The following is a 26,531-nucleotide window of genomic DNA, read 5'->3' on the forward strand; positions in this document are numbered from 1 at the left end:
AAAATGATAATTAGCCGCCACTATAAGCCTCTATCTATCGTTTTTTTGAGACAATTATGACTCGGGCTAAATCCACCCTAGAACAGTGGCGTATTCTGCAAGCCGTCGTCGATTTTGGCGGGTATGCCCAAGCGGCTGAAAAACTGAATAAGAGTCAGTCATCCCTCAATCATGCCGTAGCCAAGTTGCAGCACCAGTTGGGGATAGAGCTGCTTGAGGTTAAGGGACGTAAAGCCTATCTCACCCAGCAAGGTGAAGTGCTATTACGCCGTTCACGTCATGTGACCCAAGCGGTCAGCGAGTTAGAGCAACTTGCCAGCAATCTTGAACAGGGCTGGGAACCCACACTCACTATCGCCCGCGAAATTGTGTATCCAATGGAGAGCCTAGTCTGTGCCCTCAATGATTTTCTGCCCCATAGTCGTGGTACTCGCATTATCATTTTGGACTCAGTGATCACCGGGACCCAGGAGTTGATCCAACAGAATAAGGTGGATATTGCTATCTGTGCCGGCATACCCCCAAAAGGTTATTTATCCGAACCTTTGTGTGAGCACGAACTCCATCTTGTTTGCCATCCAAGTCACCCGCTCGCCGAAATAGGCACCCTCGATGACGATAAACTTCTGGCGCAACACCTGCAGCTCGTCATTAAAGATACTGGGGTACAATCTAATATTGATATCGGCTGGCTTAAGGCGGAGCAGCGTTGGACAGTCTCCAATTTCCATGAGGCAAAAGTGATCTTAAAGCAGGGAATTGGTTTTTGCTGGATACCTTCATTCCTTATTCAAGAGGAATTGGCCTCGGGGGGATTAGTGCGCTTGCATTTGCAGGGCAGCCAAAAACGCCGCATTATCTTGAGTCTAGTGATCCCCAATCGCGATCAGCAGGGCCCTGCATCAAAATTACTCGCCTCAATGATCTTAAAACAGCATGAATTAAAACAGCACGGAATAGCATCGATGGAGTGAGGGGCATTCATTCGCTCACAATATGCCAGTAATTGAGACTTACGCACTAACATCAAGAAAATGAGCTTTTTGATAACCAACCGAAGTGTAAAAACGACTTGCACCACTGTCCATCTGCACTGGAGATGCTTCAAGACTATGCAATGCTGCCCGGTTATTCTGTGATTGTGTAGCATTAAAGGCTAATGTGGCCATTGGAGGCTCAACGCTATCAGTAATCACCCCATCTTCTATTGCCTTAGGTGAAGATATCTGCTCCGCTATTGTTTGTTTTATCTTATCAACCACTTCTGTTACTGGCGCTGAAGCCGAGTCTTGGGGCTGGGCAATGTTACCCGACGCATCCACCTCTCCCGCTACGCGAATAGTGTGCTCCTTTAGGGGGGGCAACTCGTCAATTTGGGCATCTGCACCAATCAAAGTTTGGACGGTTTCTTGATCTACAATTTGCTTCTGACGTTCCTCAGCCAATAATGCCTTAGCTTCATCCATTTTTTTTAATGCTTCTGTGGCAACGCGAATATCTGCACTAGAAGGATCAACGGGCGCCATTGCCGCCGCATAGACTTGTTTCATTTTATTGATCGTTGCTTGGGGATCACCTGGCACAGCGGACACATCAATTTGAACCTCGCCATCGATCGCATAACGTTGCCCATCCGCGCCCTTTTGGTATTTGAAACTGGGACTCTGGGCATATTGTCCACCGACGGTCGCATGGGCATGCTCATGGGCTTTGACTTCTATATCCCGTGATTTAAGCGTTGCTACCTGTGCTTCTTGCTGTTTAACAGCCTCTTGCTCTTCGGTTTGCTGATGCTTCTCTTGAGCTAACGGAGAGGATTGCGTTTGCGTTGTATTTTGGGAGTCATCTCCTCCTTGGGCGTTCACTCGTGCCTGGCTGTTTTGCTTCGCAAATATCGCAGCTAATGCTTGCTGTTTTTCCTCCTGCTCACGGATAGCTTCCGCTTGCGCCGCTTTATCCTGTTGTGCCTTAACGTCTTTTTCACCATTTACAGACTTGCCAAACACTGAGTTAAATTGATCCTGTACCGACTTTTGTTCAGTGTTTTGTTCGGCGTTATTTGGCTGTTGTTCAACGGGAGTCAAAGGAGGTTCATTGGGTGCAGAAGAGTTTATTCCAGAGACAGCGGCATTATTCCCCCTTATCTCCTCCCGAGAAATACCCGCGAAAACATCAGGTTTGATCACTATGTCTGAGGAGATTGGCTCACTCACTTGGGAAAAAACACCGTCCATTGGACTGAGTGACAAAGAAGAAGCCCCTGTCGTGGATGAATTTCCCCCTATACCAATACCCGTGAAGGAAGTGATTAAAGGCTCGAAGGCCGCCACATCTGCGGCATCAATTGATGGGGCATATTGCGCCCCAAGTGTTACAGATGGTGTCACGGCGGCCGAGTTCGGCGTAGCAATCTGCCCTTCACGCATACCAGCAATGGAACGCGGGCCAGTCAATAAACTGAAACTCGCGCTATCTGAATGTAAAGCCGCGTTGGGTAGAAAAGTATCTACACTAAGGGCATTTGAGCGAGAGGGAATAGTTAAATCAGAGATCCCAGTGTCAGAGTCCGATAGCTTACTGACAGCAGAGGCATTCTCCGTCACTAAAACAGGGGAATGAATTGAGGCAACTGATTTAAATGAAAGAAGGGAGGCACGCCCAGCTTCGCCAGTGGCACTGGACAACAGTGGTTCAATCGGCCCACTCGCTTCAATTTTAGGAGAGCTAAATAGTGAGGTTGCAGCGGTTTGGGTTAATGCCGCTTGGCCGCTAGCTCCTTGATAAACCTTATCGCCTTGATAAATCTTAGTTTGAAGCTGTGGCTTATCATGCCCTAAAAACGAAGAGGATGACGCTCCAACCTTGGATGATAGCGCCACGACAGACATAGTATTTATACCTTGATATCAATGATCGAGCCTATGGTTTCTGAATCGGTTTCAATCACTTTGGCCGATGCTTCACCTTGTCTTAATGACTCATTGGCAGAAAGCAATGCCGAGGTTTTATCGGTTTGTGCCACCTCTTTGCTGGGCTCTGTCTGAGTGGAGCTTTGAGTCGGTGTCGGTTTAGCCACATCGATCGTCGCTTGAGTCAACCCAGATTGAGCACTTTGCAAGCCCTGCAGACCGGATGAATAAGCAGATTGAATTTGCATAACGGTATTCCTGCCCCTGTGATAATGGGTTAATTATTAACCAAGCCTCCCTGAATGTACAGGTCTATCGCCGTTTCGAGCCATATTTTCTCTGGGATTTATGCCACAATCCACGCCGATTCCCAATCCTTAAATACCGGATTAAACCCCTGCCGTTGCATCTGTTCGATCACTTGCTCGACGCTGCGATCATCACTTATCTCAAATTGATCGAGTTGACTGTCAGGCGCTTGATAGCCCCCCGGTTGGGTCGAGCTTCCGGCACTGATTTGCGTGATCCCAAGGGGCAGTAGATTATCCCTCAGCTCAGGGCTTTCCCTTGTCGACATGCTGATATCAAGCTGTTGATTAAAAAGTCTAAATGCACAAATCATTTGCACTAAACCTAGATCCGATAGCATGACTCTTGGGGTGATCCCGCCAGTACAGGGCCTTAACCTTGGCAGCGAAATACTAAAACGGGTACGCCAATAGCACCGCTCTAAATAATCGAGATGGTATCCCATCATTAACGCATCTAAACGCCAATCATCCAGCCCTAGTAATACCCCAAGACCTATTTTATCGACACCCGCCCTCGCTATCCTATCTGGAGTTTCCAAACGGTAGGCAAAATCCTGCTTTTTTCCCCGCGTATGATGTTTGGCATAGGTTTCTGGCTGATAGGTCTCCTGATAAATCATCACAGCATCTAAACCTAGCGCGACTAACTGGTGATAATGCTCCTCACCCATGGGCTGGACCTCCATCGCCACATGGCTAAATTGCTGCTTTACCAGCGGCAACATTTGCTTGAAATAATCGATACCAACCTTAGTTTCATGCTCACCCGACACCAGTAAGATCGAATCGAATCCCCTATCTTTGATAATGGCCATCTCGGCCATCAACTCCTGCTCATTCAAGGTTTTGCGTTTGAGTTTGTTACTCATGCTAAAGCCACAGTAATCACATTCATTGGCACAGAGGTTCGAGACGTATAGCGGTAAATACAGACCCAGATTCGCGCCAAATCGCTGCCGCGTAAGCGCCGCAGAGCGCTGCGCCATGGTTTCGATATAAGGTTCAGCCGCAGGTGATAGCAAGGCCAGTAGGCTACGTAAATCCCCTTCTGAACTCACTAACGCCCGCTCGACATCTTGGGCAGTGCAAGAATACAAATCGAGTAACAGTTTATCCCGTGGGATCTTGGCAAATTCAGCGACAAAACTCATTGGTTTAAAAATCCCGTCAGAGGACTGGTCTGTACCGCGCCAGTTTGTACTCGGCCAAGCCCTGCTTCAAAGGCCCGTCTACCGCATTGCACCGCCTCCTTAAAACACTCGGCCATCACTATCGGCGACGCGCTGCTGGCGATAGCTGTGTTAACGAGCACCGCATCGGCACCCAACTCCATTGCCCGCGCAGCCTGTGAAGGTGCGCCAATGCCGGCATCGATCACCACTGGCACCCGCGCCTGCTCTATGATGATTTTTAAAAAGCTTTCGGTGACTAAACCTTGATTACTGCCAATCGGACTCGCCAGTGGCATAACCGCGGCGCAGCCCACTTCTTCCAAGCGACGACATAGCACAGGATCGGCATGCACGTAGGGCAACACGATAAAGCCTTTCTCACAGAGGATCCTAGCCGCGGCTAAGGTTTCAATCGCATCGGGCATCAAGTACTTAGGATCCGGATGGATTTCGAGCTTAATCCACGAAGTACCCAGCATTTCACGGGCAAGCTCAGCGGCAAACACCGCTTCCTTGGCGTTTCTCGCCCCCGAAGTATTAGGCAATAGCCGTACACCCGCTTGGCGTAACGGCGTGAGCAAATCATTTAGCCCCATTTTGAAATCAATTCTTTTCATCGCAACTGTCACTAACTGCGATCGAGAAGCCGTTATCGCCTCGAGCATCACTTGGCTGTTACTGAATTTCCCCGTTCCGGTAAATAACCGCGATTCAAACTCCACATCGGCAATCTTTAACATACTAGCCTCCCGCTACAGCTGAAAAAAGTTCTAACTTATCTTCATGTTGACAGAGAATGGATTGCCAGCGATTGCGCGGAACCACCTCTGCATTCAACACGATAGCGACTGAATCGAGGGCAATATCTTGCGCAAGAACCACAGCCGCGATCGACGTCGGTTCAGTCAACGACTGTGGGACATTATTTATGTGAATTAAAATCATATCAAACCTCAAGACTATCTTTCTTTGATGATAGATAAGCCCCTTTGGGACCACATACGTCACAGTGGGGATCCCGCGTTAATACAGCAGCGGTCCATGCAAGGGATTTAGCGTCAAAGCGCCAAAAACGCCCCAACAAGGCATTTTTAGGTGCATCACAACCGCAGTCCACACTCAGCAAGAGTTGCATGACCACCAAGGATTGCATTGACGCCATCACGCCAACGCTGGGCCCGAGTACGCCTTGGGTGCTGCAGCTCTGCGATACTCTCGTCTGCGCTGGGAAAATACAGTGATAACAACCACCGGAGGGAAACTGCATTTGGTCGACCGCAAGCAATTGGCCACTAAATGCCGTGATTGATGCGCTGACTAAAGGTAAAGCCGCTTCGATACAGCTGCGATTAATGGCTTGGCGAGTCACAAAGTTATCGGTGCAGTCAAGCACAAGCACTTTTTTACCCCATTGTTTTGCCTGAAAAATGTCAGCGAAGTGATGAGCAGAGGTTTCTGTATTAAATGCTGTTTCATGGGCAGTTACAGTGCAATGTGGCGCTAAATCATTAAGCTTTTGCTTGGCAACTCGCGCCTTATTGAGCCCAATATCGGCATCGTTGAATAACAATTGTCTTGGCAGATTCGAAACTTCAACCTTATCCATGTCGATTAAGGTCAAACTGCCAATACCTGCACAGGCCAGATATTGCGCCGCCAATTGCCCTAAGCCGCCAAGACCAACAATTACAACGTTGGCATCGGCCAGTTGCAATTGCCCTGCCTCACCGACTTCAGGCAGTAAGACTTGCCGAGAATAACGCATAAAATCGGCATCGCTGAGTGTTTTGCCACTGGCCGTCTCGCCATTATAAAGCGGTTTATTTGTGCTCATATTTGGCATGCACTTAGCACCCCAATATGGCTCCCAAGCTTGGCTTAGCTCTGCAAACGCTGCGACAGGATCCTGAGCCTCGGTTATTGCCCGCACCACAGCAATATTGGCCACACCAGTGGCTTTCACCTTTGCTAAATTATCTAAGTCGATGCCGCCAATGGCGACCAAGGGATAATGGTCTTGGAGCAGCGCCACATAATGTGTAAGTTTTGCAAGCCCTTGGGGCGCCGAAGGCATTTGCTTCGTCGTGGTGGGGAATATATGCCCAAGCGCTATGTAGGATGGCAAGCATTGATGCGCCAATAACAGCTCGAAATAGCTGTGGCTCGATATGCCGAGCGCGAGTCCCGCCGCTTTTATGGCGACTAAGTCAGCCACAGCGAGATCTTCTTGGCCTAAATGCACCCCAAAAGCATGGTATTTTATCGCTAGCTGCCAGTGATCATTGATAAAAAGCTGTGCATTAAAATGCTTGCCTAAGGCAATGGCCGTTTGAATTTGTGCTTCTAATTCCGAGCCAACTAGCTCTGATTCGCCTAACTCACTCATATCTGTTTTTATCCGTAACTGCAGGGTTTTAACGCCCGCAGCTAACAAACTCTCCAGCATGGTTAAGTCACTCACCACGGGATACACACCGAGATCGGCATCGAGCACTTTAAAACCCTGGGATAAAATATTTTGAGGTGCCGTCGAGGCTATTCTTACCTGAACCCTTGCCTGAGCTTTTGCCTGATCTGTTGCAAATAAAACTGTTGCTGCTAAATCACTCCCAACATCAAAGTTTTGCTTGTGATGATCGATAAAATTGCCATCCCACTGATTTATTTTGGCGTAGCGGGACAAGTCATTAGGCCAACCCGTGCGGGCCAATGGCCCAGGACCTTGCCCTAAACCAATCGCCGCGCTTAAGCCTTGACTCACGTAAGCTTTGGCAACAACCACCGCATCTTGCAATACAAAACCTTGCGCTAACACGGCGGCAATGGCCGATGACAAAGTGCAGCCGCTACCATGGTTATGACGGGTATTAACTCGCTGGCTCGCTAACCAGAAACGCCCATTTTGATGCAGCTCTGAGCTTGCGCGCACTTGACGACAAACCAGATAATCCTCGGCCAGATCAAGATCCCAGCCGTTGCTATCGAGAGTGATAATATGAGCTTGAGCTTGAGTTTTAGCATGAGTATCACCAAGAATATCAGCGCTGCCAAAGCTCACATCGCCCCCTTTGGCGAGCACACTGCAATCAAGACTCTGGGATAAAGTCAGTGCCGCGGCAGCGAATTGCGCTTTAGTCGAAACATCACTGTGGGTTAACCGCCCAAGTTCGAGCACATTGGGTGTGATAAGGTCGATTAAGCCTTTGAAAGGCTTAAAATCTAAGGCTGATTTGGCGGTACTTTTTATATCCAGACTGTTATCTACTGCTAACGCATCGCCACAGCTGGCGACCATCACAGGATCGACAATCACAGGCACAGATGGATAGTGGATTTTAAAACTCGTCAACCAATCAGCCAGCAAGACTACTTGAGTTTGATCCGCCAGTAAGCCGATTTTAATCGCTTTGGGTGGCAAGTCTGAAACTAAAATCGTCAGCTGGGCCATTAACATCGCCGCCGATACGGGCTCAACTAAAGTGACCGCCACTGAGCTTTGCGCCGTCACTGTGGTGATCACGCTGCAACCGTGACAGCCCAAATCTTGAATTGTTGCTAGGTCCGCCTGAATACCGGCACCGCCGCCACTGTCTGAACCGGCTATGGTCCAAACAATCGCGGGGTGAGCAGTATTCATGGGCAGATTATCCCCATGAATACCTAGCATAATTAGGCTTCCTCGACTTCGGCGACAAGCTTGTCTTTCACCTGCTTATCTATCACCTGATAGATCTCGGCGCCCGAGGCGGTAAATTGTGCCGATTTTAGCGCCATCGCCGCTGCCAACTCCTGCGGTGTCTTGATTGTGACTTGCATCGCTACTGACGTTGTAGCTTGTATGACTTGCGCAGCCGCTTCAACTTGCTCCGCTTCTAAACCTGCGGCATAGGCGCGCACATCCTGGGTGATTTTCATCGAACAGAATTTAGGGCCGCACATAGAGCAAAAATGCGCGACTTTAGCAGATTCCTGCGGTAAAGATTCATCGTGATAAGCCCGCGCGGTGTCAGGATCGAGTCCTAAGTTATATTGATCTTCCCAGCGGAATTCGAACCGCGCCTTTGCCAGCGCATTGTCGCGAATTTGCGCACTCGGATGACCTTTCGCCACATCGGCGGCGTGGGCGGCAATCTTATAAGCAATCAAACCTTGCTTAACATCTTGTTTATTCGGTAATCCTAAATGTTCCTTTGGCGTGACATAACACAACATAGCGCAGCCGTACCAAGCGATCATGGCCGCACCTATGCCGGAGGTAAAATGATCATACCCAGGTGCGATATCGGTAATTTGTGGGCCAAGGGTGTAAAACGGCGCCTCGTCGCAGTGAACTAACTGCTTGTCCATGTTCTCTTTAATAAGCTGCATCGGGATATGTCCCGGCCCTTCGATAATGGTTTGTACGTCGTATTCCCAGGCGATTTTGACTAGCTCACCTAAGGTTTCAAGCTCTGCAAACTGGGCGGCATCATTGGCGTCGGCAATCGAGCCTGGACGCATACCATCACCTAAAGACAGGGATACATCGTAGGCGACGCAAAGCTCACAGATCTCACGAAAATGACTGTAGAGGAAGTTTTCCCTGTGGTGACTCAGGCACCATTTGGCCATGATCGAACCGCCGCGGGACACGATCCCAGTGACGCGTTTAGCCGTCATCGGCACATAACGCAGCAGCACACCAGCATGGATAGTAAAGTAATCAACACCTTGCTCAGCTTGTTCAATCAAGGTATCGCGGAACACTTCCCAGGTTAAATCCTCTGCCACGCCGTTCACTTTCTCCAGCGCTTGATAAATCGGCACTGTGCCTATGGGCACTGGCGAGTTACGGATAATCCATTCGCGGGTCTCGTGGATGTAACGACCCGTGGATAAATCCATGACAGTATCTGCGCCCCAACGGGTTGACCAGACGAGCTTTTCCACTTCTTCCTCGATGGAAGAAGTCACCGCCGAGTTACCAATATTGGCGTTCACTTTCACCAAAAAGTTACGCCCTATGATCATAGGTTCGGCTTCGGGATGGTTAATATTCAGCGGAATAATCGCGCGGCCACGGGCAACTTCGGCGCGGACAAATTCGGCGGTAATCGGCTCGCCGACTAAGGCACCAAAGGCTTCCCCCTTAGCTTTACGATTGAGGATTTCATCCTGTACTTGCGCGAGTGCCATGTTCTCGCGGATCGCCACATATTCCATTTCAGGAGTGATAATCCCTTGACGGGCATAGTGTAATTGACTGACTCGTTTGCCCTGCAGCGCTCTGCGTGGGCGGACAATGGCACTCGAACCTGCCTCAAAACGCAGATGGTCTAAACCATCATCGGCGAGTCTTTGTTGGGTAAAATCCGAGGTCGCACAGGCTAACACTTCAGTATCTTGACGCTCGACAATCCACGGTAACCTTAATTTACTTAAACCTTGGCGCACATTGATGTCGGCCTTGGGATCGGAATAAGGGCCAGCGCAATCGTACACGCGAATTGGTGGATTTTTTTCCATGATGGGCGCCTCAGCTGTACCGCCGACCAGGGTGTCAGTCTGCAGGATTTGCCGCATGCCAACACGAATATCGGCACTAGAGCCTTCGAGGTAAACCTTTTGTGAATTAGGATGTTGCAGTGGTGCTAACGTATCGATAAAGACTTGGGCCAGGGCGCGGGTTTCGCGGCGACTCGGCGCCTTAGGCACTGTTGATTGACTAGACTCGGCCGATTTATTAGGCACTGTCGATTTATTAGGAATTGTCGATTCTGGCGCTGTGCTCTCTATCGCATTGGCAGCTACAGCTGGGTTTTGGTTTGAACTGGACATAAGCAATCTCACTTTAAAAAAATAGAGTTGCTTGTCTGGAGACTTGAGTTGTTGATAGCTGAGTCAATCGAACCTAAATGCCGAAAAGGCACACTTAGGTTTCATTGCTCAATAACGATTAAATCAGCCTGAATCATTTGTGATCTGTCCACTATGATCCACGATTTAATGGGTGTTATTACGCTTGTTTCCTTCGCAGGTTTTAACCTGATCAGGTTCAACGGATCCCGAATAAACGGTCTCAGCCAAGAGGCACTCCGACAAGATGAGTGCGCAGTATAGACAGAAGCGGCAGCAACAAACAAGGAAAAAAGTAATTAAAAACCTTAACTACCAATCCAAAATAAAGATTCATAATTCATTGTTTTTAATTAATTAAACTAAATTAAATTAAATTAACAAAGTTATAATTGGCGTGAAAATAAATCATAAAATAAAGTCACTATTTATGGGGTTTGAGCATCATTTTATTTAATCGAGATTGAATGGCATCATCAATCGCTTGATTGATTTTTTTGCCACTACAGTCAAATGGGAAGCCTAAATTTTCGGCGTAAGGATTAACTTGAGTGCCGACTTGTACCACGCGATAACAAGTATCCCCTTTACGCACAATACGATTTGGATCTAAGGATAAATCTAGACTCGTTGCGCCACCGAAATCATCGGCATTAGGGACAAATAACACTTCCATCTCAGGGCTCATTTCACTCATATTCGATTTCCGGGTGAATTTATCGGCCTGTTCAATCACGAGGTCATCGAGCGCTTGCTCGCGCTGACGTTCAAAATAGTGCTGAGTGAATAAACTCATGCTTGAGCTTGTCGCTATTGTGCTTTCACCTTCTGCTGCGGGCGAACTCTCAGCGCCAAGCTGCGGCTTAATTTCTGTGGCATCCAACGTATTAGTTGGCTTTTTTGCCGCCTTTTCCGCGGGCTGAACTTCACTTTGGGCACTTGATTGAGATTGGCTCGATTGAGCGATGTCCGGTTTAACCGTATCTGGCTTCACTTTTTCCTGGTCTACTTTTCCCAGCTCTACCTTTTCAAGGACGGCTTTTTCAGCTGCAACATTTTCAGGCATGACCTTTTCAAGTGCAGCAGTTTCTGCCTTCTCTACCGCGGGAGCATAAATAAAGTAAGCTTTAAGCGCCGTTGCTTTAGGGCCACGGCTTTCGCTTTCCGTTAATCCAAAGGGATTTAACTGTGGACGCCACAAAATGCAGATAAGTAAAAATACACACGCATGTACTAGCAGCACAAAAAATAGCAGGCTAAATCCTTTAAGATATGGCTGACGAGCGCACAAAACGGATCCCGCCCCCAATGCCTGAACACGGGTTTGTAACGTACAAGACAGTTCAAATTGGGATTCAGACTCAGATACCAAAGCATCACCCTGATCACTGAGGTGATAGTCAAACACGATAAAAGTCTCACCTTCTGGCGATGTGAACGAAATAGGCACAGTACTATCAATATCATCTCCGCTCGCTTTCGCGGTAGAAGATGTTGCAAATACAGGCATAGCTTGGGGCTGACGTTGAAAAGGCAAAATCCATCCTTAGGTTTTGTGCGATATTCATTGATACCGATGATGCTTAACGTGAAACGAATGCACTTTGTAAATGAATATTGAAAATGAATTATCTAATGATTGCATTTACTTGCGAGTGCTCAATGCAGATTAGAGGAGACAAACAGGGCAAAGTTCAACGCGTATGTAACAGCTACAAGCGTAGTGCATACCCCAACCATTAAATTAAGCTTACAAGTGTACGCTTAAATATGGTGATTTATTTTTCTAACTGATAGACTCGGTCATTATCGTTTGCGAGTGTGTATATACCATGTCGAGTCAAAGTGTTATCGAACAGCAAAACCCAGCCAATATCCCAACTAAATCTGGGCCATACAGTATTAAAGAAGAGATCGCCAACAGTGTATCCCATGGCTTAGGCGTTATCGCTGGCATAGCGGCACTGGTGCTGATGTTACTCAAGGGGCAAGATCACCTAACGCCAACTCAACTTACGGGCGTTGCCATTTATGGTGCGAGTATCATAGTGCTTTTTCTCTGCTCGACCTTATACCACAGTGTTAGCCACTCAGGCTGGAAACATAAACTTAAGATCGCCGATCACTGTGCAATTTACTGTTTAATTGCAGGCACTTATACACCGCTGATGCTCATTAGCCTGCAGGGAACACAATCAACTGTCATCCTCACTGCGATTTGGTCACTGGCGGTTGGCGGGATCCTATTTAAGACGCTGTTTATTCACAAATTTAAAAAGCTAAGCTTAGTCTTGTACCTCGCCATGGGCTGGTTATGTGTCACAGTGATAGGCGATTTGACAGCATCGATGACTGAACTGGGGTTTAATTTATTGATTCTAGGCGGGCTATTTTACACTTTAGGGGTCATTTTTTACGTGGGAAAACGCATTCCCTTCAATCATGCAATCTGGCATTTATTTGTACTCGCAGGAGCGATGAGCCATTTTCTCTGCATCTATCTCACGGTAATCTAATACGCTTTACCTCAGCCTCTCCTTATCGCGATAAGGGGAGGCTGAGGTAATAAGTTCACCCCTATAGCAGTTCTTCGACGATCAGTTTCAACAGAAATGTTTCCCGCTCTATCGATTGCCCCTTGTTTGGGAAATGGCGCTGAATATCTTCGTTATGGGCAATGGCCCGATAAATATTGATCCATTCTGGTCTCATGCCATTTTTAATTTCGTGGTCCTCAAAGCTAGGTTCGCCCAGTCCTCTTATGCCTAAGTCAGTGTCGATTTCACATTGATAGCAATAGGACTCCATATGCACCACATTTGCCCCCTGGCGATACCAAGGACGAAACTCTTCGTAACGGCCAAATGGCGCGCCCACTTGTACCTTAATGGCCCCCGTTTCTTCTTTCAATTCCCGGATCAGCCCGTTTTCTAAGTTCTCGCCGTCGTCTATCCCACCACCGGGTAAGCTATAGTCACGGTATTTTTGGGTATAGAGCAACAAAATGTCTTCACCCGATAACACAATCGCGCGGGCAGCTCGGCGGTAAAACACTCGAGCCGTGAGTAAATTTATCGCGGGGTTTTGGGTCGATTTCAGCAGGCGCATAGCTAATCCATTATCTAAAAGAGTCGAAGCATAAATGAAATTCCCTTAAAAGCAGATCAAATAATCTATCATTTGAAACGGCCATTTACAGAGATTGGCTCAGCTATATGCATTAAACCCAGCTGCATTTGTTCATGCTGTAAGGGCCAATTTTCATACCAGTTTATAAAGTCATCGGCATACATAGGGTGTGCAATACCATAGCCTTGACACATCTGGCAACCAAGTTCGGCCAGTTTTATGCCATGGGCGATACTCTCAACTCCCTCGGCAATCACGGCCAAATTGAACACGCTCGCAAGCCGAACCACGCCTTCGACAATGCGTAGGTCGTCCTGATCCTCCAGCATGTCACGGACAAAGCTCTGATCTATCTTAAGGGTTGAAATAGGGAGCTGACGCAGATAAGTCAAAGATGAATAACCTGTGCCAAAATCATCGAGGGAGAAATGCACCCCAAGGCTGGCACATTCATTTAAAATCTCAATGGCAAGGGCCATATCTTTTATGGCTGCGCTTTCGAGGATCTCGAGTTCAAGGGCTGACGTTGGCACATCGGGGTAATTAGCCAAGGCTTGTTTCAAAAAATCATAGAAGTGATCGGCAAGGAGTTGATGCGCACTCACATTAACGCTGATCTTAATATTTCGCCCCCCTTGATACCAAGTTTGCAGTTGCGCCATCGCCGTATTAATAACCCATTCGCCCAAGGGGATTTCAAGTTCGCTGCCCTCGATATCGGGTAAAAAGGCACTAGGCGGCAAAATACCCCGTTGTGGATGTAACCAGCGAATTAATGCTTCTGCCCCAATGACATATCCTGTGGCAAGGTTGACCTTAGGTTGATAAAAAAGCACAAACTCCCGTCTCGCAAAGGCGGCTTTTAGCTCCTCTAACCATTGCCTTTTCGCGATCATTTTTCGTTCGACATCATGGTCAAACATTTGAAAACAATTCTTACCCGCCGCTTTAGCCATATACATGGCATGGTCGGCGTGGCGCAGCAGAATATCGGGATCAACATTGTCCTCAGGATATAAGCTAACGCCAATGCTTGCCGTTAAACGCAGTGGCTTATCCCCAAGATAAATCGTTTGATCTATCGCCCCCAGCATTCGTTCAAGGATCTGAATACACTCGATTTCGGAACCAATTTCAAATAATGCAACAAATTCGTCTCCCCCTACCCGTGCTAAAGTATCTTGCTCACGCATGATATGTGAAAGCTGATCGACTATCGCGATCAGTAATTGATCGCCCACATCATGGCCATATTGATCGTTAACCACTTTAAAACCATCAAGATCGAGAAAGCACACGGCGCACAGGCTGCCATTACGGTTTACCCGCGAAATCGTCTGTTTAAACCTATCGACGAGTAGCCGCCGATTCGGTAATCCCGTGAGCACATCATAGTTTGCAACCCTATCGAGTTCTGCCTCGTGAGTTTTTAATTGAGTAATATCCGATTGAGTTCCTGAAATCATCAAGGGACGGCCACGACTGTCCACCTCCACCACTCGCCCCTTACAGAGCACCCAGCAAAAATCCCCTGATTTTTTCCTGCAGCGCACTTCCAGTTCTATGCTCGCACTCTGGCGTCGTAAATGTTGTCGCACGATCCTTTTCACATCCGCCCAATCATCTTGGTGCACAAACAGGGTCCAGTTATGTACAGTGAGTTGGAGCTCACCCGCTGAGTAGCCTAGAATCGCTTCAAATTTTTGGCTGACCTGCACCTCACCCGTTGCGACATTCCAGTCCCAGTATCCCTGCTCCGAGCCTTGGATCACCCGTTGTAATAGTGCAGTTTGGGCGGCAATTTGCTGTTGCAACGTGCGAGATTGAGTAATGTCCTGCACTGTGCCATGGAGTTTAATCACTTTACCCTGCTCATCCAGCGTCGCTTGACCACGGGCCATAATCCATGCAGAAACTGAAGTTTTAGTCTCAACTAGCTCGGCTTCGCATTCATAGGGATCGCCCGTTGCTAAACAGTGCATGACCGCTTGATTCAATTTTTGCCAGCTTTCGGCCGTAAAGAGTGACTGGACCTGCTCAAGATCTAAGGCCTCTTTTGCTGCTAATCCATAAATAGCAAACACTTGTTCTGACCAAGTATGGGTGTTGGTCACTATATCCCACTCCCAACTGCCGATACCGGATAATTGTTGTGCCTGCTTCAGACTTGCCTCACTACGGCGCAGACGCTCGGCATTTTGTTCCTGCACGGTAATATCGTGCGCGATACCAAAGATGCCCCGAACCAGTCCTTTTGAATCCAACACTGGCCCCTTTGTCACCTGAAATACCGCCGGTCCAGTATTAAGCAGTAAGTGCTCTTTATGGGTTGTCACCGCCTTATCGTTAAGCACTTTTTGATCTTTAACGCGGATCAGCGCCGCCGATGCGGGTTCAAATAGCGCCTCATCATTCTGGCCAATCATGTCCTTTATCGATTTACCGACAAATGCCGCAGCCCTATTATTGGCCAGCACATAACGCCCCTGCAAATCCTTGACAAAAATGGCATCCGTGGTCTGGGACACCATGGATTCCAACAACTGATGGCTCAAATCAGACTTACGTAAGGACGCCCTGAGATAGCCACTTAACCCACTGATGATAATGCCATTAATACTCAGGCTCACCATGCGCCAAGGTAAGATCACCTCACTCTGGGATTTATCTATATCGATCATTAATAGATGCATACTCAATGTCGATATGAAGGTCGCCAATAGACCAGGACCAAAACCGCCGATAATGGCACTTAAGGAGATAGGTAACGTAAAAATTAGCAGGAGCAGACGCGTCTGCAATTCGAGGGGTAAATATTGGACAAACCATAGGGTGAGTAATGGGAGTAAAACCGCAACACAATAGCGAAACCACGGGCTTTGCCCTAACAGTATTGAGCGGGGAAAGGTCAGCTCAATGGCACTGCGGGACGGGGCTATAAGGCGATCGGGCACCGCATTTAACACATAGATAAATACTAATGCCGATGTGAAGACAAAGAAGATCCCCTTAGCGAGGGAAAAACGAAACACGGTTTCCTGATCCGTCATAAACATTAAAAGCAGATCTGAGAAATAAATCCAACCTAAAGCGAGGAGAGCATAACTTGCTACTGCAAGTACGATGAACTGGAATCGAGAAAAATTATGCATCGTTTAGATATTCCCCCATTCTACCATTATTGATGATTCCCTTATCGTCTGCACGACTCATCGAGTTATTGCCCACATCTACTTAAGGGATCGTGACATGCAGTAGTTTCCTCGTATTTTTGTACTAACTCGTCAACCTGTACTAAGGCTACCACTAAGCTAGTAGCGACATCATTAATTTTATTAACCAAGCTAAACTTAGCATTTTTTGATGAAAAAGCGAGCGCTAAAAAAGTATAAAGATCTAGATAAATCACACGCCTAGGTAAAAAACGTGCCTGTAATAAGCTCAAGCTGCTGTTGATAAGCGTTAATGATGCTTAGGGGGCGTTTATCTTCGGGCATACGTTGATAATGGCTAATCACTTTATGTAGATAACGCCTAGCTAAAGCGAGTTCCTCTCCTCGAAGATTGTTCCACATCAGCGATCCCGATGGACTGATCCTATGGTCGTTAGCATTGCCGTCATTGATAACATGGAGGATTTCGTAGAAACGTTGATTCTCTTCCAGTAAGTGTTCCGACTTAAGCCCTAACCCTAACTCAGAGAGTGATTGCCTAACAAAATAATTATGATGCACGGGACACAAAATAAACTCAAGACGCTTCTCTGGGTGCTCAGCAACAATTGCCCGCACTAGCTCCACCAGCAATTCACCACCCACACCAGCGATGATAATCAACTGCTTATCTTGGTCATTGGTTTGCGCGAGCGGTAAAGCCGCAACATCGAGGCAATGCACTTGCCACTGAATATGACAACTTAAGTTTGGGTCTATGTCTGGGTTTAAATGTGGGTTTAAGTGTAGATTTTGGCCTAGTATGTCAGCGGGAAAGAAACGCTGCAACCGCAGTTCAAGCGCCTGCATCAGTGAAGGGACACAATCGACAAAGTGCACTTGGTGGGCAGCGCTCCTTTCTAACAACAGCATACCGAGTAAACCATGATCGCAGCAGCAATCCCAAATGTGATCGTAATGACCAGTGATCATGCTGTTTATCTGTTGTAAACGTTGGCTAATTTTCACGGTTTGACCTTACTGCAGCAACTTTTAACACTGTAAATCCCACGCTAAATTGCATTTTTAAGCAAAAAGAAAGCGCGCATTTTACCCGAGTCAAACGCAAACCACATCTTTTGTTCGTGCCCTCGCAGTGCTTCTCGTCACTTCTGTTACGCCACGCCTTAATGTGGTGAATACGTATGCAGGCCGTTGCGGTTAAAAAGCCATCGCCACTAGTATGCTGTGAGTCACATTCATTATAAAAACAAGGATCAAGGAATGTTCATCGAGACGAACCCTACTCAGTTAATTGCCGGCTCGCGTTCAGCGCGCCAAAAGCTATCGCAAGCGCTATTCAGCCCCACACTTATCGCCCTTGCGGTCACTAGTCCCTTTAGTGCCAACGTATTTGCCAAAACCGTTACCGTCAGCTCACCCAACCAACACATTCAAATCAGCTTGAGTGACGATACTGGCCGTCCCGAATATAAAATCGATTTTCACGGTAAGACTGTCATAGAACCGAGCCGCTTAGGCTTAGTTTTTCAATCCCTTGGTGAACTCGGTCAAGGATTACAGATTAAAAGCAGCGAGAAAAAAAGTGCCGATGAAAAGTGGCAACAACCTTGGGGCGAGCAGGAATGGATCCGCGATCAGCACAATCAACTGACAACGGTATTAAGTAACGACAAGGTGCAACTCGAAGTCGAGTTTAAAGCCTTTGACGATGGGATTGGCTTTCGCTATCACTTAGCCCAACAAGCCGCCCTGCCCGCCAATTCGCCGCTATCAATCACAGACGAGTTAACCGAGTTCAATGTCGGCCAAGCCGATAAAGCCACCGCTTGGTGGATCCCTGCCCGTGGCTGGAATCGCTACGAATATTTGTATCGCACCACAGCGCTTAAAGACGTCGATAGAGTCCACACGCCCTTCACCTTTAAACTCGCGGACGGTACGCACTTAAGTATTCACGAGGCCGCCTTGGTTGACTTTGCCGCCATGACCTTAGATCAGCAGCGCGATGGCAAGCTTAAGGCCGATCTCACGCCTTGGTCCGATGGCATTCGCGTCAAAACCCAAGTGGGCTTTTATACGCCGTGGCGCACCATTCAAATTGCCGACAAAGCAACTGGGCTGCTCAACTCCCACCTTATCCTTAACCTCAATGAGCCCAATAAACTCGGCGATGTTGCTTGGGTAAAACCGGGGAAATACGTCGGTATCTGGTGGGGAATGCACTTAAATGAAAATACCTGGGGTTCGGGCCCAACCCACGGCGCCACCACCAGTGAAACAAAGCGCTATATGGATTTTGCCGCTAAATATCAGTTTGATGGTGTATTGGTAGAAGGTTGGAATGAAGGTTGGGATGGCGACTGGTTCCACAATGGCGATCAATTTAGCTTTACCAAGGCCTATGCCGATTTCGATCTGCCCGCCATCACAGCCTACGGCGCGAAAAAAGGGGTGAGTTTAATCGGCCACCACGAAACCGCAGGCTCAGTCACGAATTATCGCGATCAAATGGCAGATGCCTTCGCCCTGTATGAAAAATACGGCGTGACCCAAGTCAAAACCGGCTATGTCGCCGATGGTGGCCAAATCAAGCGCATCGATGACCAAGGCATCACCCGCCACGAATGGCACGACGGCCAATTTATGGTGGGCGAGTATTTGCACAGCGTTACCGAGGCGGCGAAACACCATATCAGCATCAATAGCCACGAGCCGATTAAAGACACAGGCCTGCGCCGAACTTATCCGAACTGGATCGCCCGCGAAGGTGCCCGCGGCCAAGAGTACAATGCTTGGGGTAGCCCACCAAACAGCCCTGAACATACGGCCATGTTACCCTTTACCCGTATGCTGGCAGGACCAATGGACTTTACCCCAGGGATTTTTGACTTAGCGCCTAAGGGGTTGGATGCAGAAAACCGTGTGCAGACCACCTTGACCAAACAGCTCGCCTTATACGTTGTGCTCTATAGTCCAATCCAAATGGCAGCAGACTTACCGCGCAATTATGAAAAGCACTTAGATGCGTTCCAATTTATCCGCGATGTGCCCACCGATTGGTATCAGAGTGTCGCGCTTGCCGGTGAAGTTGGCGACTATGTGGTCTTTGCCCGCCAAGCGAAGGATCAAGGTGATTGGTACTTAGGTGCACTCACGGATGAAACCGCGTGCAAGGTCACGGTCAAACTGGATTTCCTCGATCCCAAAAAACGTTATCAAGCGCAGATTTACCGCGATGGCGCAAACGCCGATTGGAAAACCAATCCCTATGATTATGTGATTGAAACCAAAGAGGTCAGCGCCAAGGATAGCCTGACATTACAGCTAGCCAGCAGTGGCGGCACGGCAATACACTTTAAAGCACTTTAGATTTCAGCGTGTTAAGTTCAGCGCATTAACTTAAATGCTTAAGAGTGTGTGAAAATACAGAGTAAAAAACAGAAAGTCACCAAGGATGTACCTTGTCCTTGGTGACGTTTTATTGCCAGATAGCACCTGTTTATCCCAATACAAAACGTAAAAGTTAATCCTCCTCGAAGCGCCTTAGTTGATGTTGGCCTAGATTCAGTTCGTGCCCATTGGCCGACAAATCGGTATAAACCGAATACACAGGCTTTAAATCCCCTCGCAAACTCACTCACATCGTAGACAGACCATGCCAGTCCAAGGCGAATGCGTACAATCAACACAGGTGCAAAAATGCTTCAGTTAGATTAATCTGACCTTCCTTTACTTGCTTATGGTATTTAGCGTGCGATATAGGGCAAATTTATTAGAAATGCGCAGCTTTAAGCGTTTCGAGACCGAACTCGCGCACTTAGGCTTTAGCCATTTTCAACCCTTAGCGCCACTTCGCCCTTGGGTGCAGCGCTACTTTCATTTGCGCGTAGCGACGGATTTACCCCAGAGCATTGAGCAGACATTTTATCCGGACGGCGGCACTAGCCTGCATTTCTATTTCCCAACGCCAACGCTTACTCAAACACTCAGCGGCGAAGAACCTCAAGTATTGTTTCATTGTGGTCAGAGCCGACATTCCCACGCCTTTTTGCCAGGAATCGAGCTGATGACAGTTCGCTTTCACCCCGGCGGCGCGTTTCATTTACTCGGCATTGAACTGCAAGATATTCTGTCTGCCGCATCAGTGACGGCTATTGATGCGACGCAATTACAACTAACGGGATTGGATCAACTGCTATCACAACTGGCGGAAACTAATCAGCCAGCCCAACGCATTGCCCTACTTGAGCACTGGTTGTTGCAACTCTCCCAGCAGCAATTTGGTGCGGTGTTATCTCGACATAAAAGCGCTATGGTTGGCTTAGTGCAGGCGAATTTACCAAAGCTTATTCAAACCCAAGCCAGTTTAGAGGATTTCTATAGGCAACTGCCCTTAAGCCGCCGTCAGTTTGAACGAAGATTTAAACAAGAAACCGGATTGTCACCCGCGCAGTTACTGCAATTAAACCGAGTCAAAATCGCCCGAAATCTACTCAGCCAATCACCTAACCTCAGCCTAGTGCAGGTCGCATTCGACTGCGGATTTTACGATCAAGCCCATCTACATCAACACTTTGTGCGGGTGACACAGCAAACACCAGGACAATACAAAAAGCGTAAAATGTCGCAAATCTCCAATCCTAGGTCGCGCTAACCGCTTAGATTGAAGCCTCAGCTTATAGGAGGCTTTTATGTCAGAACGTATACCACGCCAGCAAATTTATCAGCTACAACCCGCACTCGCCAAGGCACTGTTAAGCCTAGATAAAGCGGCAGCTGACTCCCACTTTTCGCCATTACTCGTGCATTTAGTCAAGCTTAGAGCATCGCAACTCAATGGCTGCGCGTTTTGTCAGCGAATGCACGCAGAGGAAGCCAGAAGCGACGGTGAAGAACAGCTGCGTTTAGATTTACTTGCCGCTTGGCAGGAGGTCGATGGACTCTTTAATGAACGGGAACGTGCAGCGCTACTCTGGACAGAAATCTTAACCCAAGTTGCTACTGCGCCCGTGCATGACAGTCAGTATGCGGCGCTTGCAGAGCATTATTCCGAGAAAGAAATTGTCGACCTCACCAGCTTAATCATTGCCATTAATGGCTGGAACCGCGTCGCGATTGCCTTCCACCTGCAACCCATCTAGCGGCACATAAATGGACAAATAAACAGGGTACCGCATCGGGTGCCCTGCTCGTTGATATCACTGTGTCGTTCGTATCTCTATGCCATTCGTATTGCTATGCCGTTAGCTTAAGGTCAACGCGACAATTTTAAGTGGATGATTATCATCGAATGACGGGAAATCCTCATGGGGATCGAGCCAAGTGTGCGCTGTGACACTGCGGCCTTGTTTTTCAACGCAGCGCACTAGACTATCGAACCAATCTTGTCGGTCTACTTTAGCGACATTATTGCAACAAACGATAGTGCCGCCGACTTTGGTCGCCATTAATGCGGGCTTAAATAATCCTTGATAATCATTGATCAAATCGACAATACCGAAAGCACTCTTGGCATAACGCGGTGGATCGAGGAACACCAGATCAAATTGAGTTTGCGGCAATTTAGGGTAACTCGGTAATTTTTGATTACGGCGCCCTCCCACACTCAAACCAGCTAATTGGCGCAGGGCCGGAAACGCATCGCTCTGGACAAACTCACACACATTCGACACCTGATTTAACGCCGCATTCGCCTTGCCCGTGGTTAAAGCAAAGGAAGAAAAATCGACGTTCATCACCCGAGTCGCGCCGCCCATGGCAGCCGCTGTACCAATGCCGCAAGTGTAGGAAAACAAATTCAGCACGGTTTTATCTTTGCTGTTTGCCCGCACATATTCGCGGCCAATGCGCATATCGAGGAATAACAGTGGATCTTGCCCTTCATGGCGCAGTTTAGTGCTAAACTTAATGCCATTTTCCTGCATAACTCGCTCAGCACTCGCAATCTCTGTCAGTGACGGTGATAACGCGTTCAATACGCGGGAATTGCCTAATGAGCGGTCGTTATACACAATCGGCAAATCGACCTGTTGCAGTAAAACCGCACTCACATCGGCTAACTCCTCGTCGGTTAAGGTCTGATGAAAACTCTGCACTAGCCAAGTATCGCCGTAACGGTCGACATTCAAGCCACTCACGCCTTCGACTGTGCCATGGAACACCCGAAAACAATCGGTTTGATCCTGTTCTGCTTGTTGTAAAAAATCATGGCGTTTCGCCAGAGCCGTCGATAACAGCGTTTGAATAGACATAAAAAGCGGGACTCGTACAGCGGAAACCTGCGTAAGGTTTCAAGAAGGAAAACGGCATGATAGCAAACTAGGCCGCAGAATATCGGATAAATATCCAAAGAAACACGAAATTGCAGACTCTGGTTCGATTGTTCATAATTCGATTAGACAATGCCATTGCCGCTATATTCGGTCGCTTTCACAGAAGCAATATTCGGATATTGCATATCATAACTATACTTAATCAAGTTAAAAACGATGATCTCAATATCAACTCAAAGATCCATTAGCAATGAAAAGAGGAGTAAACACAAATGAGTAAAGTGTTTATCGTTGCACCACATGGGAATACGCATACTGATACCATTAGCGAAGGAATAAAACTGGCTAATCAACTTCAAAAACAACCAGAAGTATTTGCCTATTGCTATGAATATTTCTCCGGCCCTGAATACTATAATCCCCGCTTAGCTGCGGTTGCACAGCAAGCATTAATGAAACGCCGAGAGGAGGAAGTCCGTGAGCAGCTAAAAAATATTGATGCGAGTGGGGTTCCTCTGCATTTGGTGTGGAGTAAAGTGCTCTACGAACATGTGTGTCATTACTCTGCTCAGCACGACTTTGATATGATTATCAAATGGATAGATAATAAAAACCACTATTTGCCGATTGACTGGCATTTAATCCGTCATACTCCAGTGCCCCTAATGCTGCTCTGTGACAATCCCTTGAATAAAGCAAATACCATCTTGATGGCGGTTGATCTCGATACCACCAATCCGCAAAAACAATCCCTCAATGATTTGGTGATCGCACAAGCCAAAATGCTCGCCAATGCCACTGATGCTCAGCTACATTTAGCCCATGTGATCCGCGTTCCACCCATATTACGGGATATGGATGTGCTCAATATCCATGAGATTACTGCATCTGCCCATCAAAAACATGCTGTTAAACTCAAAGCATTAGGACTAGCACCGGAAAATATTCATCTAATTGCAGGTGATCCTGAATTATGCCTATTCGAACTCTCTTGCCGCCTGAAAAGCCGTTATCTTGTGATAGGTGTCCGTCAGCGACAGGGGCTTTTAGGTCATGTCTTAGGTAATACCGCAGAAGCCATTCTCAGTCGTATGCGCAGTAATGTCCTTGTTGTACCAACTAATTCAATGACAAAGACACTATATTAAGAAACTTATCTTAATAACTGTTCTAATCCAGGCGCGGTTTTAGTTGGCACAAACTCTATCACCTCAAACTCGGCAACATCGGCAATGCAGAACGGATCTTGCTGCAAAATGGCCTCTAGCGCCGCGCGACTCTCAGCCTTCGCGAGGATGACGCCGCCAGTACGTGGTACTTTACGACCCGAGGCGACAAAAATCCCTGCGGCATAATACTGATCAAGGTAGGCAATGTGCGCGGCTAAATGTAACTCCACTTCGGCAATTGGTTTTTTATAGCTAATCAAGACAACAAACATAAGGCTCCTTTCTAATAAGAACATAATATCTGATACTATCACTTTTGTATGACTTCATCATGAATTTAAAAGTTAATTTACCATTAAACTAACGCCGCCTAAATTTCAATAGAAAGCACCTGAACCAATCAAGCGCCAGCACTCACCCACTAACACTTACACAACATTGGTAACAACCAAAATATAGCACTTTAGTACTGTTGTACCATCGATTCTCTTACTCTAATATTTTGTCTTATTCTAAGACTTGTGAAATGATTTCACATAGATTCCTTTTAAGCATAAGACATTAAAAATGAATAAATTTTCGTCAAAGAAAAACATTGGTCAACACGGGAAATTTATATTCAAAGTCATTGCTAGCACTATTATTATTTTTATATCTACACAGGTAATTGCAGACATGTTTGATTTTCTAAAGAAATACGATGTACACCTGTCCCCTGAAGTACATGGTGTCATAACCTTAAACGGTTTACCTGTTGAGGGGATCACTGTGGAGCGAAATCTCAATTACGACAAAGTGTATATTGATAAAACAGCAACAGACAAGGAAGGCAAGTTTCATTTCCCAGAGATCAATATTCGCTCTCGTCGCCCAGGGAAAATGTTAGATGAAACAAGAAATAGGCAAGCTATTTTCGCTTACTATAACAATGCTGATTATCTGCTTTGGTTAACAACGACAGACAGCGTCAAACCTATTAAAAAATTTAGTGAAATACTTAACAATCTTGTTTGTGAGTTAACTTCTCCAGAAATGAGCTATTACCTTACGAATGATGAGCATCCAGACTTTCCGTACCCAGTTAAATCTATTTGTCACTTTGTAAATGAACAACCGATTTAGTTAACCCCATTGGAAAATGTTATTAAAAGGAATTTACTATGCCAACACTGCCACCCAAAATAGCAGTACAATTAGCCTCTTTAGCCTACGATATTAAAGACCCTATTAATGGACGATATACTTTAAACTCTCCAGATGTCGAAAGAAATTTTTCTTTTGACCTTTCAAACGGACCCATTAAAGGGGTTTCGGGAAGCATATTCTCTCGATTATTAAATCGAAAAACAGGTTTCGCTATTGTTGGCACAGGTAAAGAACAGTTCAAAGACGACCACGTCATTTCTATAAGAGGCACTGACGGACTAGAAGATGCCATAACTGATGGGCATTTTGGTTTAACCGTTGCAGATAATAATGCTCTGATCCATGCAGGTTTCAACAAAACATTTCAGAGCATTAAACCTGCACTTGAAAGTACATTAACCCCTTTGCTGTCAAAATCATCATCTGGAATTGTCCATTGTGTTGGCCACAGTCTTGGCGGGGCACTTGCACATTTAACTGCTGATTGGGTTAAACATCGTTATAAAAATAAAGTATTCCTTTATTCCTTTGGTGCCCCTAGAGTTGGATTAGATAGTTTCTCCATTAAAAGCACCAATTCGATAGATAAGATTTTCCGTTGCACTCATGCTTCAGATCCAGTTCCTATGGTTCCACTTTGGCCTTATGTCCATGCACCTTATCAAGGTTCAGAAATATTACTCGCCTCCGGTGATGGCATTCGCCCTGAAGCACATAAAATGTCAACATCCGCTAACCCTGGGTATCTTAATACGGCAAACAGTAGTAGCTGGAGGAATCTACAACAAAAATCTTCACTCAATTTATCGACGGTAAGATTAGATTATCAAAACCGCTATCAAGCATCATTCTCTGGCTATTGGGCCGATAGAATTAGTGCAGGCTTAATTACCCTTCTCAAAGATGCTGGATATTATGCGGCTGTCATGGGACAAGCTACTATTGGCACCGGCCTTACGTTCTATGATTTGCTAGCGAGAGCACTTGAAAGTATTGCTAAAGCCTCAGTCAAGTTTGGAGAACAAACTAAAGGTTTACTAGGACACATGCTGGTGTTCGCAGGTCAAATAGTGACTGAAATAACAGAGTTATCGTATAAATTTATAAAGTGGGTATTAGATAAAACAATAGGCGCACTCTATAAAAGTGCACGACAAGCTATGGATAATTTATAATAGAAACTATATTTTTATCAGGTCCATGGCTAGAACCACATCTAGTCATGAACCTGATTTTAAAAAATCTCACCGTAAAACGACCTATCTACCATAGAAATAAGACCCTAGTTAGCATGGCAACTCTCATTAGTATTCCAATCGATACTCTAAATAACTGCTCCTAATTATGCTACATCGTAGGGTATCGCACACAGGCACGCCATTCACTCTTCCCTGAGGGCTCCACCGCGCCAT

21 protein-coding genes and 1 riboswitch are annotated in these 26,531 nt (G+C 46.8%); of the genes, 8 read left to right on the forward strand and 13 right to left on the reverse strand.

Translation table 11 applies throughout. The annotated features are described in order from the left end of the window. The first annotated feature begins 56 nt into the window (after positions 1-56). Positions 57-974 (forward strand): LysR family transcriptional regulator, encoded by a 918-nt coding sequence (locus COW15_RS20630; RefSeq protein ID WP_293635657.1) that lies wholly within the window; start codon positions 57-59, stop codon positions 972-974. Positions 975-1,013: 39 nt separating this feature from the next. On the opposite strand, the gene COW15_RS20635 is transcribed toward COW15_RS20630, so the two are convergent. From COW15_RS20635 to COW15_RS20670, 8 genes are all read right to left on the reverse strand, one after another. Next, the gene (locus COW15_RS20635; RefSeq protein ID WP_293635659.1) at positions 1,014-2,888 is read right to left on the reverse strand and encodes a putative metalloprotease CJM1_0395 family protein; all 1,875 of its coding nucleotides are present in this window, start codon (positions 2,886-2,888) and stop codon (positions 1,014-1,016) included. A 5-nt stretch (positions 2,889-2,893) separates the two neighbouring features. After that, positions 2,894-3,157, reverse strand: coding sequence for a chemotaxis protein (locus COW15_RS20640; protein WP_293635661.1), 264 nt, complete (start codon positions 3,155-3,157; stop codon positions 2,894-2,896). A 98-nt stretch (positions 3,158-3,255) separates the two neighbouring features. Continuing rightward, positions 3,256-4,371: a 2-iminoacetate synthase ThiH gene (gene thiH, locus COW15_RS20645; protein WP_293635663.1), complete on the reverse strand. Its 1,116-nt coding sequence runs from the start codon at positions 4,369-4,371 to the stop codon at positions 3,256-3,258. Continuing rightward, positions 4,368-5,132 (reverse strand): thiazole synthase, encoded by a 765-nt coding sequence (locus COW15_RS20650; RefSeq protein ID WP_293635665.1) that lies wholly within the window; start codon positions 5,130-5,132, stop codon positions 4,368-4,370. The genes thiH and COW15_RS20650 overlap by 4 nt, the downstream gene beginning before the upstream one ends. Before the next feature lies 1 nt (position 5,133). Continuing rightward, positions 5,134-5,337, reverse strand: coding sequence for a sulfur carrier protein ThiS (gene thiS / locus COW15_RS20655; RefSeq protein ID WP_293635667.1), 204 nt, complete (start codon positions 5,335-5,337; stop codon positions 5,134-5,136). A gap of 1 nt (position 5,338) precedes the next feature. After that, positions 5,339-8,059 carry a thiamine phosphate synthase gene (gene thiE, locus COW15_RS20660; protein ID WP_293635669.1) on the reverse strand — a complete coding sequence of 907 codons (2,721 nt, stop codon included), beginning with the start codon at positions 8,057-8,059 and terminating at the stop codon, positions 5,339-5,341. Positions 8,060-8,061: 2 nt separating this feature from the next. Then, positions 8,062-10,209 (reverse strand): phosphomethylpyrimidine synthase ThiC, encoded by a 2,148-nt coding sequence (gene thiC, locus COW15_RS20665; protein WP_293635671.1) that lies wholly within the window; start codon positions 10,207-10,209, stop codon positions 8,062-8,064. Positions 10,210-10,380: 171 nt separating this feature from the next. Continuing rightward, positions 10,381-10,479, reverse strand: a riboswitch (TPP riboswitch). Between the two features lie 172 nt (positions 10,480-10,651). After that, positions 10,652-11,764: a hypothetical protein gene (locus COW15_RS20670; RefSeq protein ID WP_293635673.1), complete on the reverse strand. Its 1,113-nt coding sequence runs from the start codon at positions 11,762-11,764 to the stop codon at positions 10,652-10,654. 295 nt (positions 11,765-12,059) lie between these two features. On the opposite strand from COW15_RS20670, the gene COW15_RS20675 reads away from it, so the two are divergent. Next, positions 12,060-12,743, forward strand: a complete 684-nt coding sequence (locus COW15_RS20675; protein ID WP_293635675.1) for a hemolysin III family protein — start codon at positions 12,060-12,062, stop codon at positions 12,741-12,743. A 61-nt stretch (positions 12,744-12,804) separates the two neighbouring features. Here the strand turns inward: COW15_RS20675 and COW15_RS20680 are convergent, their stop codons facing one another. The 3 genes from COW15_RS20680 to COW15_RS20690 all read right to left on the reverse strand — a co-directional run bounded on the left by COW15_RS20680 (position 12,805) and on the right by COW15_RS20690 (position 17,537). Continuing rightward, entirely contained in the window at positions 12,805-13,335 is a 531-nt protein-coding gene (locus tag COW15_RS20680; protein ID WP_293635677.1) for an NUDIX domain-containing protein, read from the reverse strand. A gap of 68 nt (positions 13,336-13,403) precedes the next feature. After that, complete coding sequence (locus COW15_RS20685) at positions 13,404-16,508, reverse strand: EAL domain-containing protein (protein WP_293635679.1); 3,105 nt, start codon at positions 16,506-16,508, stop codon at positions 13,404-13,406. Between the two features lie 261 nt (positions 16,509-16,769). Beyond that, the gene (locus tag COW15_RS20690) at positions 16,770-17,537 is read right to left on the reverse strand and encodes a tRNA (adenine(22)-N(1))-methyltransferase TrmK (protein WP_293635681.1); all 768 of its coding nucleotides are present in this window, start codon (positions 17,535-17,537) and stop codon (positions 16,770-16,772) included. 255 nt (positions 17,538-17,792) lie between these two features. Between COW15_RS20690 and COW15_RS20695 the strand changes: the two genes are divergently transcribed. The 3 genes from COW15_RS20695 (at position 17,793) to COW15_RS20705 (ending at position 21,673) form a co-directional block, all read left to right on the forward strand. Next, positions 17,793-19,901, forward strand: coding sequence for a glycoside hydrolase family 97 protein (locus tag COW15_RS20695; protein WP_293635683.1), 2,109 nt, complete (start codon positions 17,793-17,795; stop codon positions 19,899-19,901). Positions 19,902-20,271: 370 nt separating this feature from the next. Further along, a complete protein-coding gene (locus tag COW15_RS20700; protein ID WP_293635685.1) occupies positions 20,272-21,186 on the forward strand; it encodes a helix-turn-helix domain-containing protein in 915 nt (304 codons plus the stop codon). 37 nt (positions 21,187-21,223) lie between these two features. Continuing rightward, entirely contained in the window at positions 21,224-21,673 is a 450-nt protein-coding gene (locus COW15_RS20705) for a carboxymuconolactone decarboxylase family protein (RefSeq protein ID WP_293635687.1), read from the forward strand. A gap of 102 nt (positions 21,674-21,775) precedes the next feature. Here COW15_RS20705 and COW15_RS20710 read toward each other — a convergent pair whose 3' ends face one another. Continuing rightward, entirely contained in the window at positions 21,776-22,783 is a 1,008-nt protein-coding gene (locus tag COW15_RS20710; protein ID WP_293635689.1) for a class I SAM-dependent methyltransferase, read from the reverse strand. Between the two features lie 293 nt (positions 22,784-23,076). On the opposite strand from COW15_RS20710, the gene COW15_RS20715 reads away from it, so the two are divergent. Next, entirely contained in the window at positions 23,077-23,952 is an 876-nt protein-coding gene (locus tag COW15_RS20715) for a universal stress protein (RefSeq protein ID WP_293635691.1), read from the forward strand. 5 nt (positions 23,953-23,957) lie between these two features. Here COW15_RS20715 and COW15_RS20720 read toward each other — a convergent pair whose 3' ends face one another. After that, entirely contained in the window at positions 23,958-24,245 is a 288-nt protein-coding gene (locus tag COW15_RS20720; RefSeq protein ID WP_293635693.1) for a YciI family protein, read from the reverse strand. A gap of 295 nt (positions 24,246-24,540) precedes the next feature. Here COW15_RS20720 and COW15_RS20725 point away from each other — a divergent pair, with 295 nt between their 5' ends. Together COW15_RS20725 and COW15_RS20730 are read left to right on the forward strand one after the other, a co-directional pair. Continuing rightward, the gene (locus tag COW15_RS20725) at positions 24,541-25,095 is read left to right on the forward strand and encodes a DUF6795 domain-containing protein (protein ID WP_293635695.1); all 555 of its coding nucleotides are present in this window, start codon (positions 24,541-24,543) and stop codon (positions 25,093-25,095) included. Positions 25,096-25,133: 38 nt separating this feature from the next. After that, positions 25,134-26,294: a lipase family protein gene (locus COW15_RS20730; protein ID WP_293635697.1), complete on the forward strand. Its 1,161-nt coding sequence runs from the start codon at positions 25,134-25,136 to the stop codon at positions 26,292-26,294. Positions 26,295-26,531: the final 237 nt, after the last annotated feature.

The sequence above is a fragment of the Shewanella sp. CG12_big_fil_rev_8_21_14_0_65_47_15 genome (assembly GCF_002783505.1).
Lineage (GTDB): Bacteria > Pseudomonadota > Gammaproteobacteria > Enterobacterales > Shewanellaceae > Shewanella.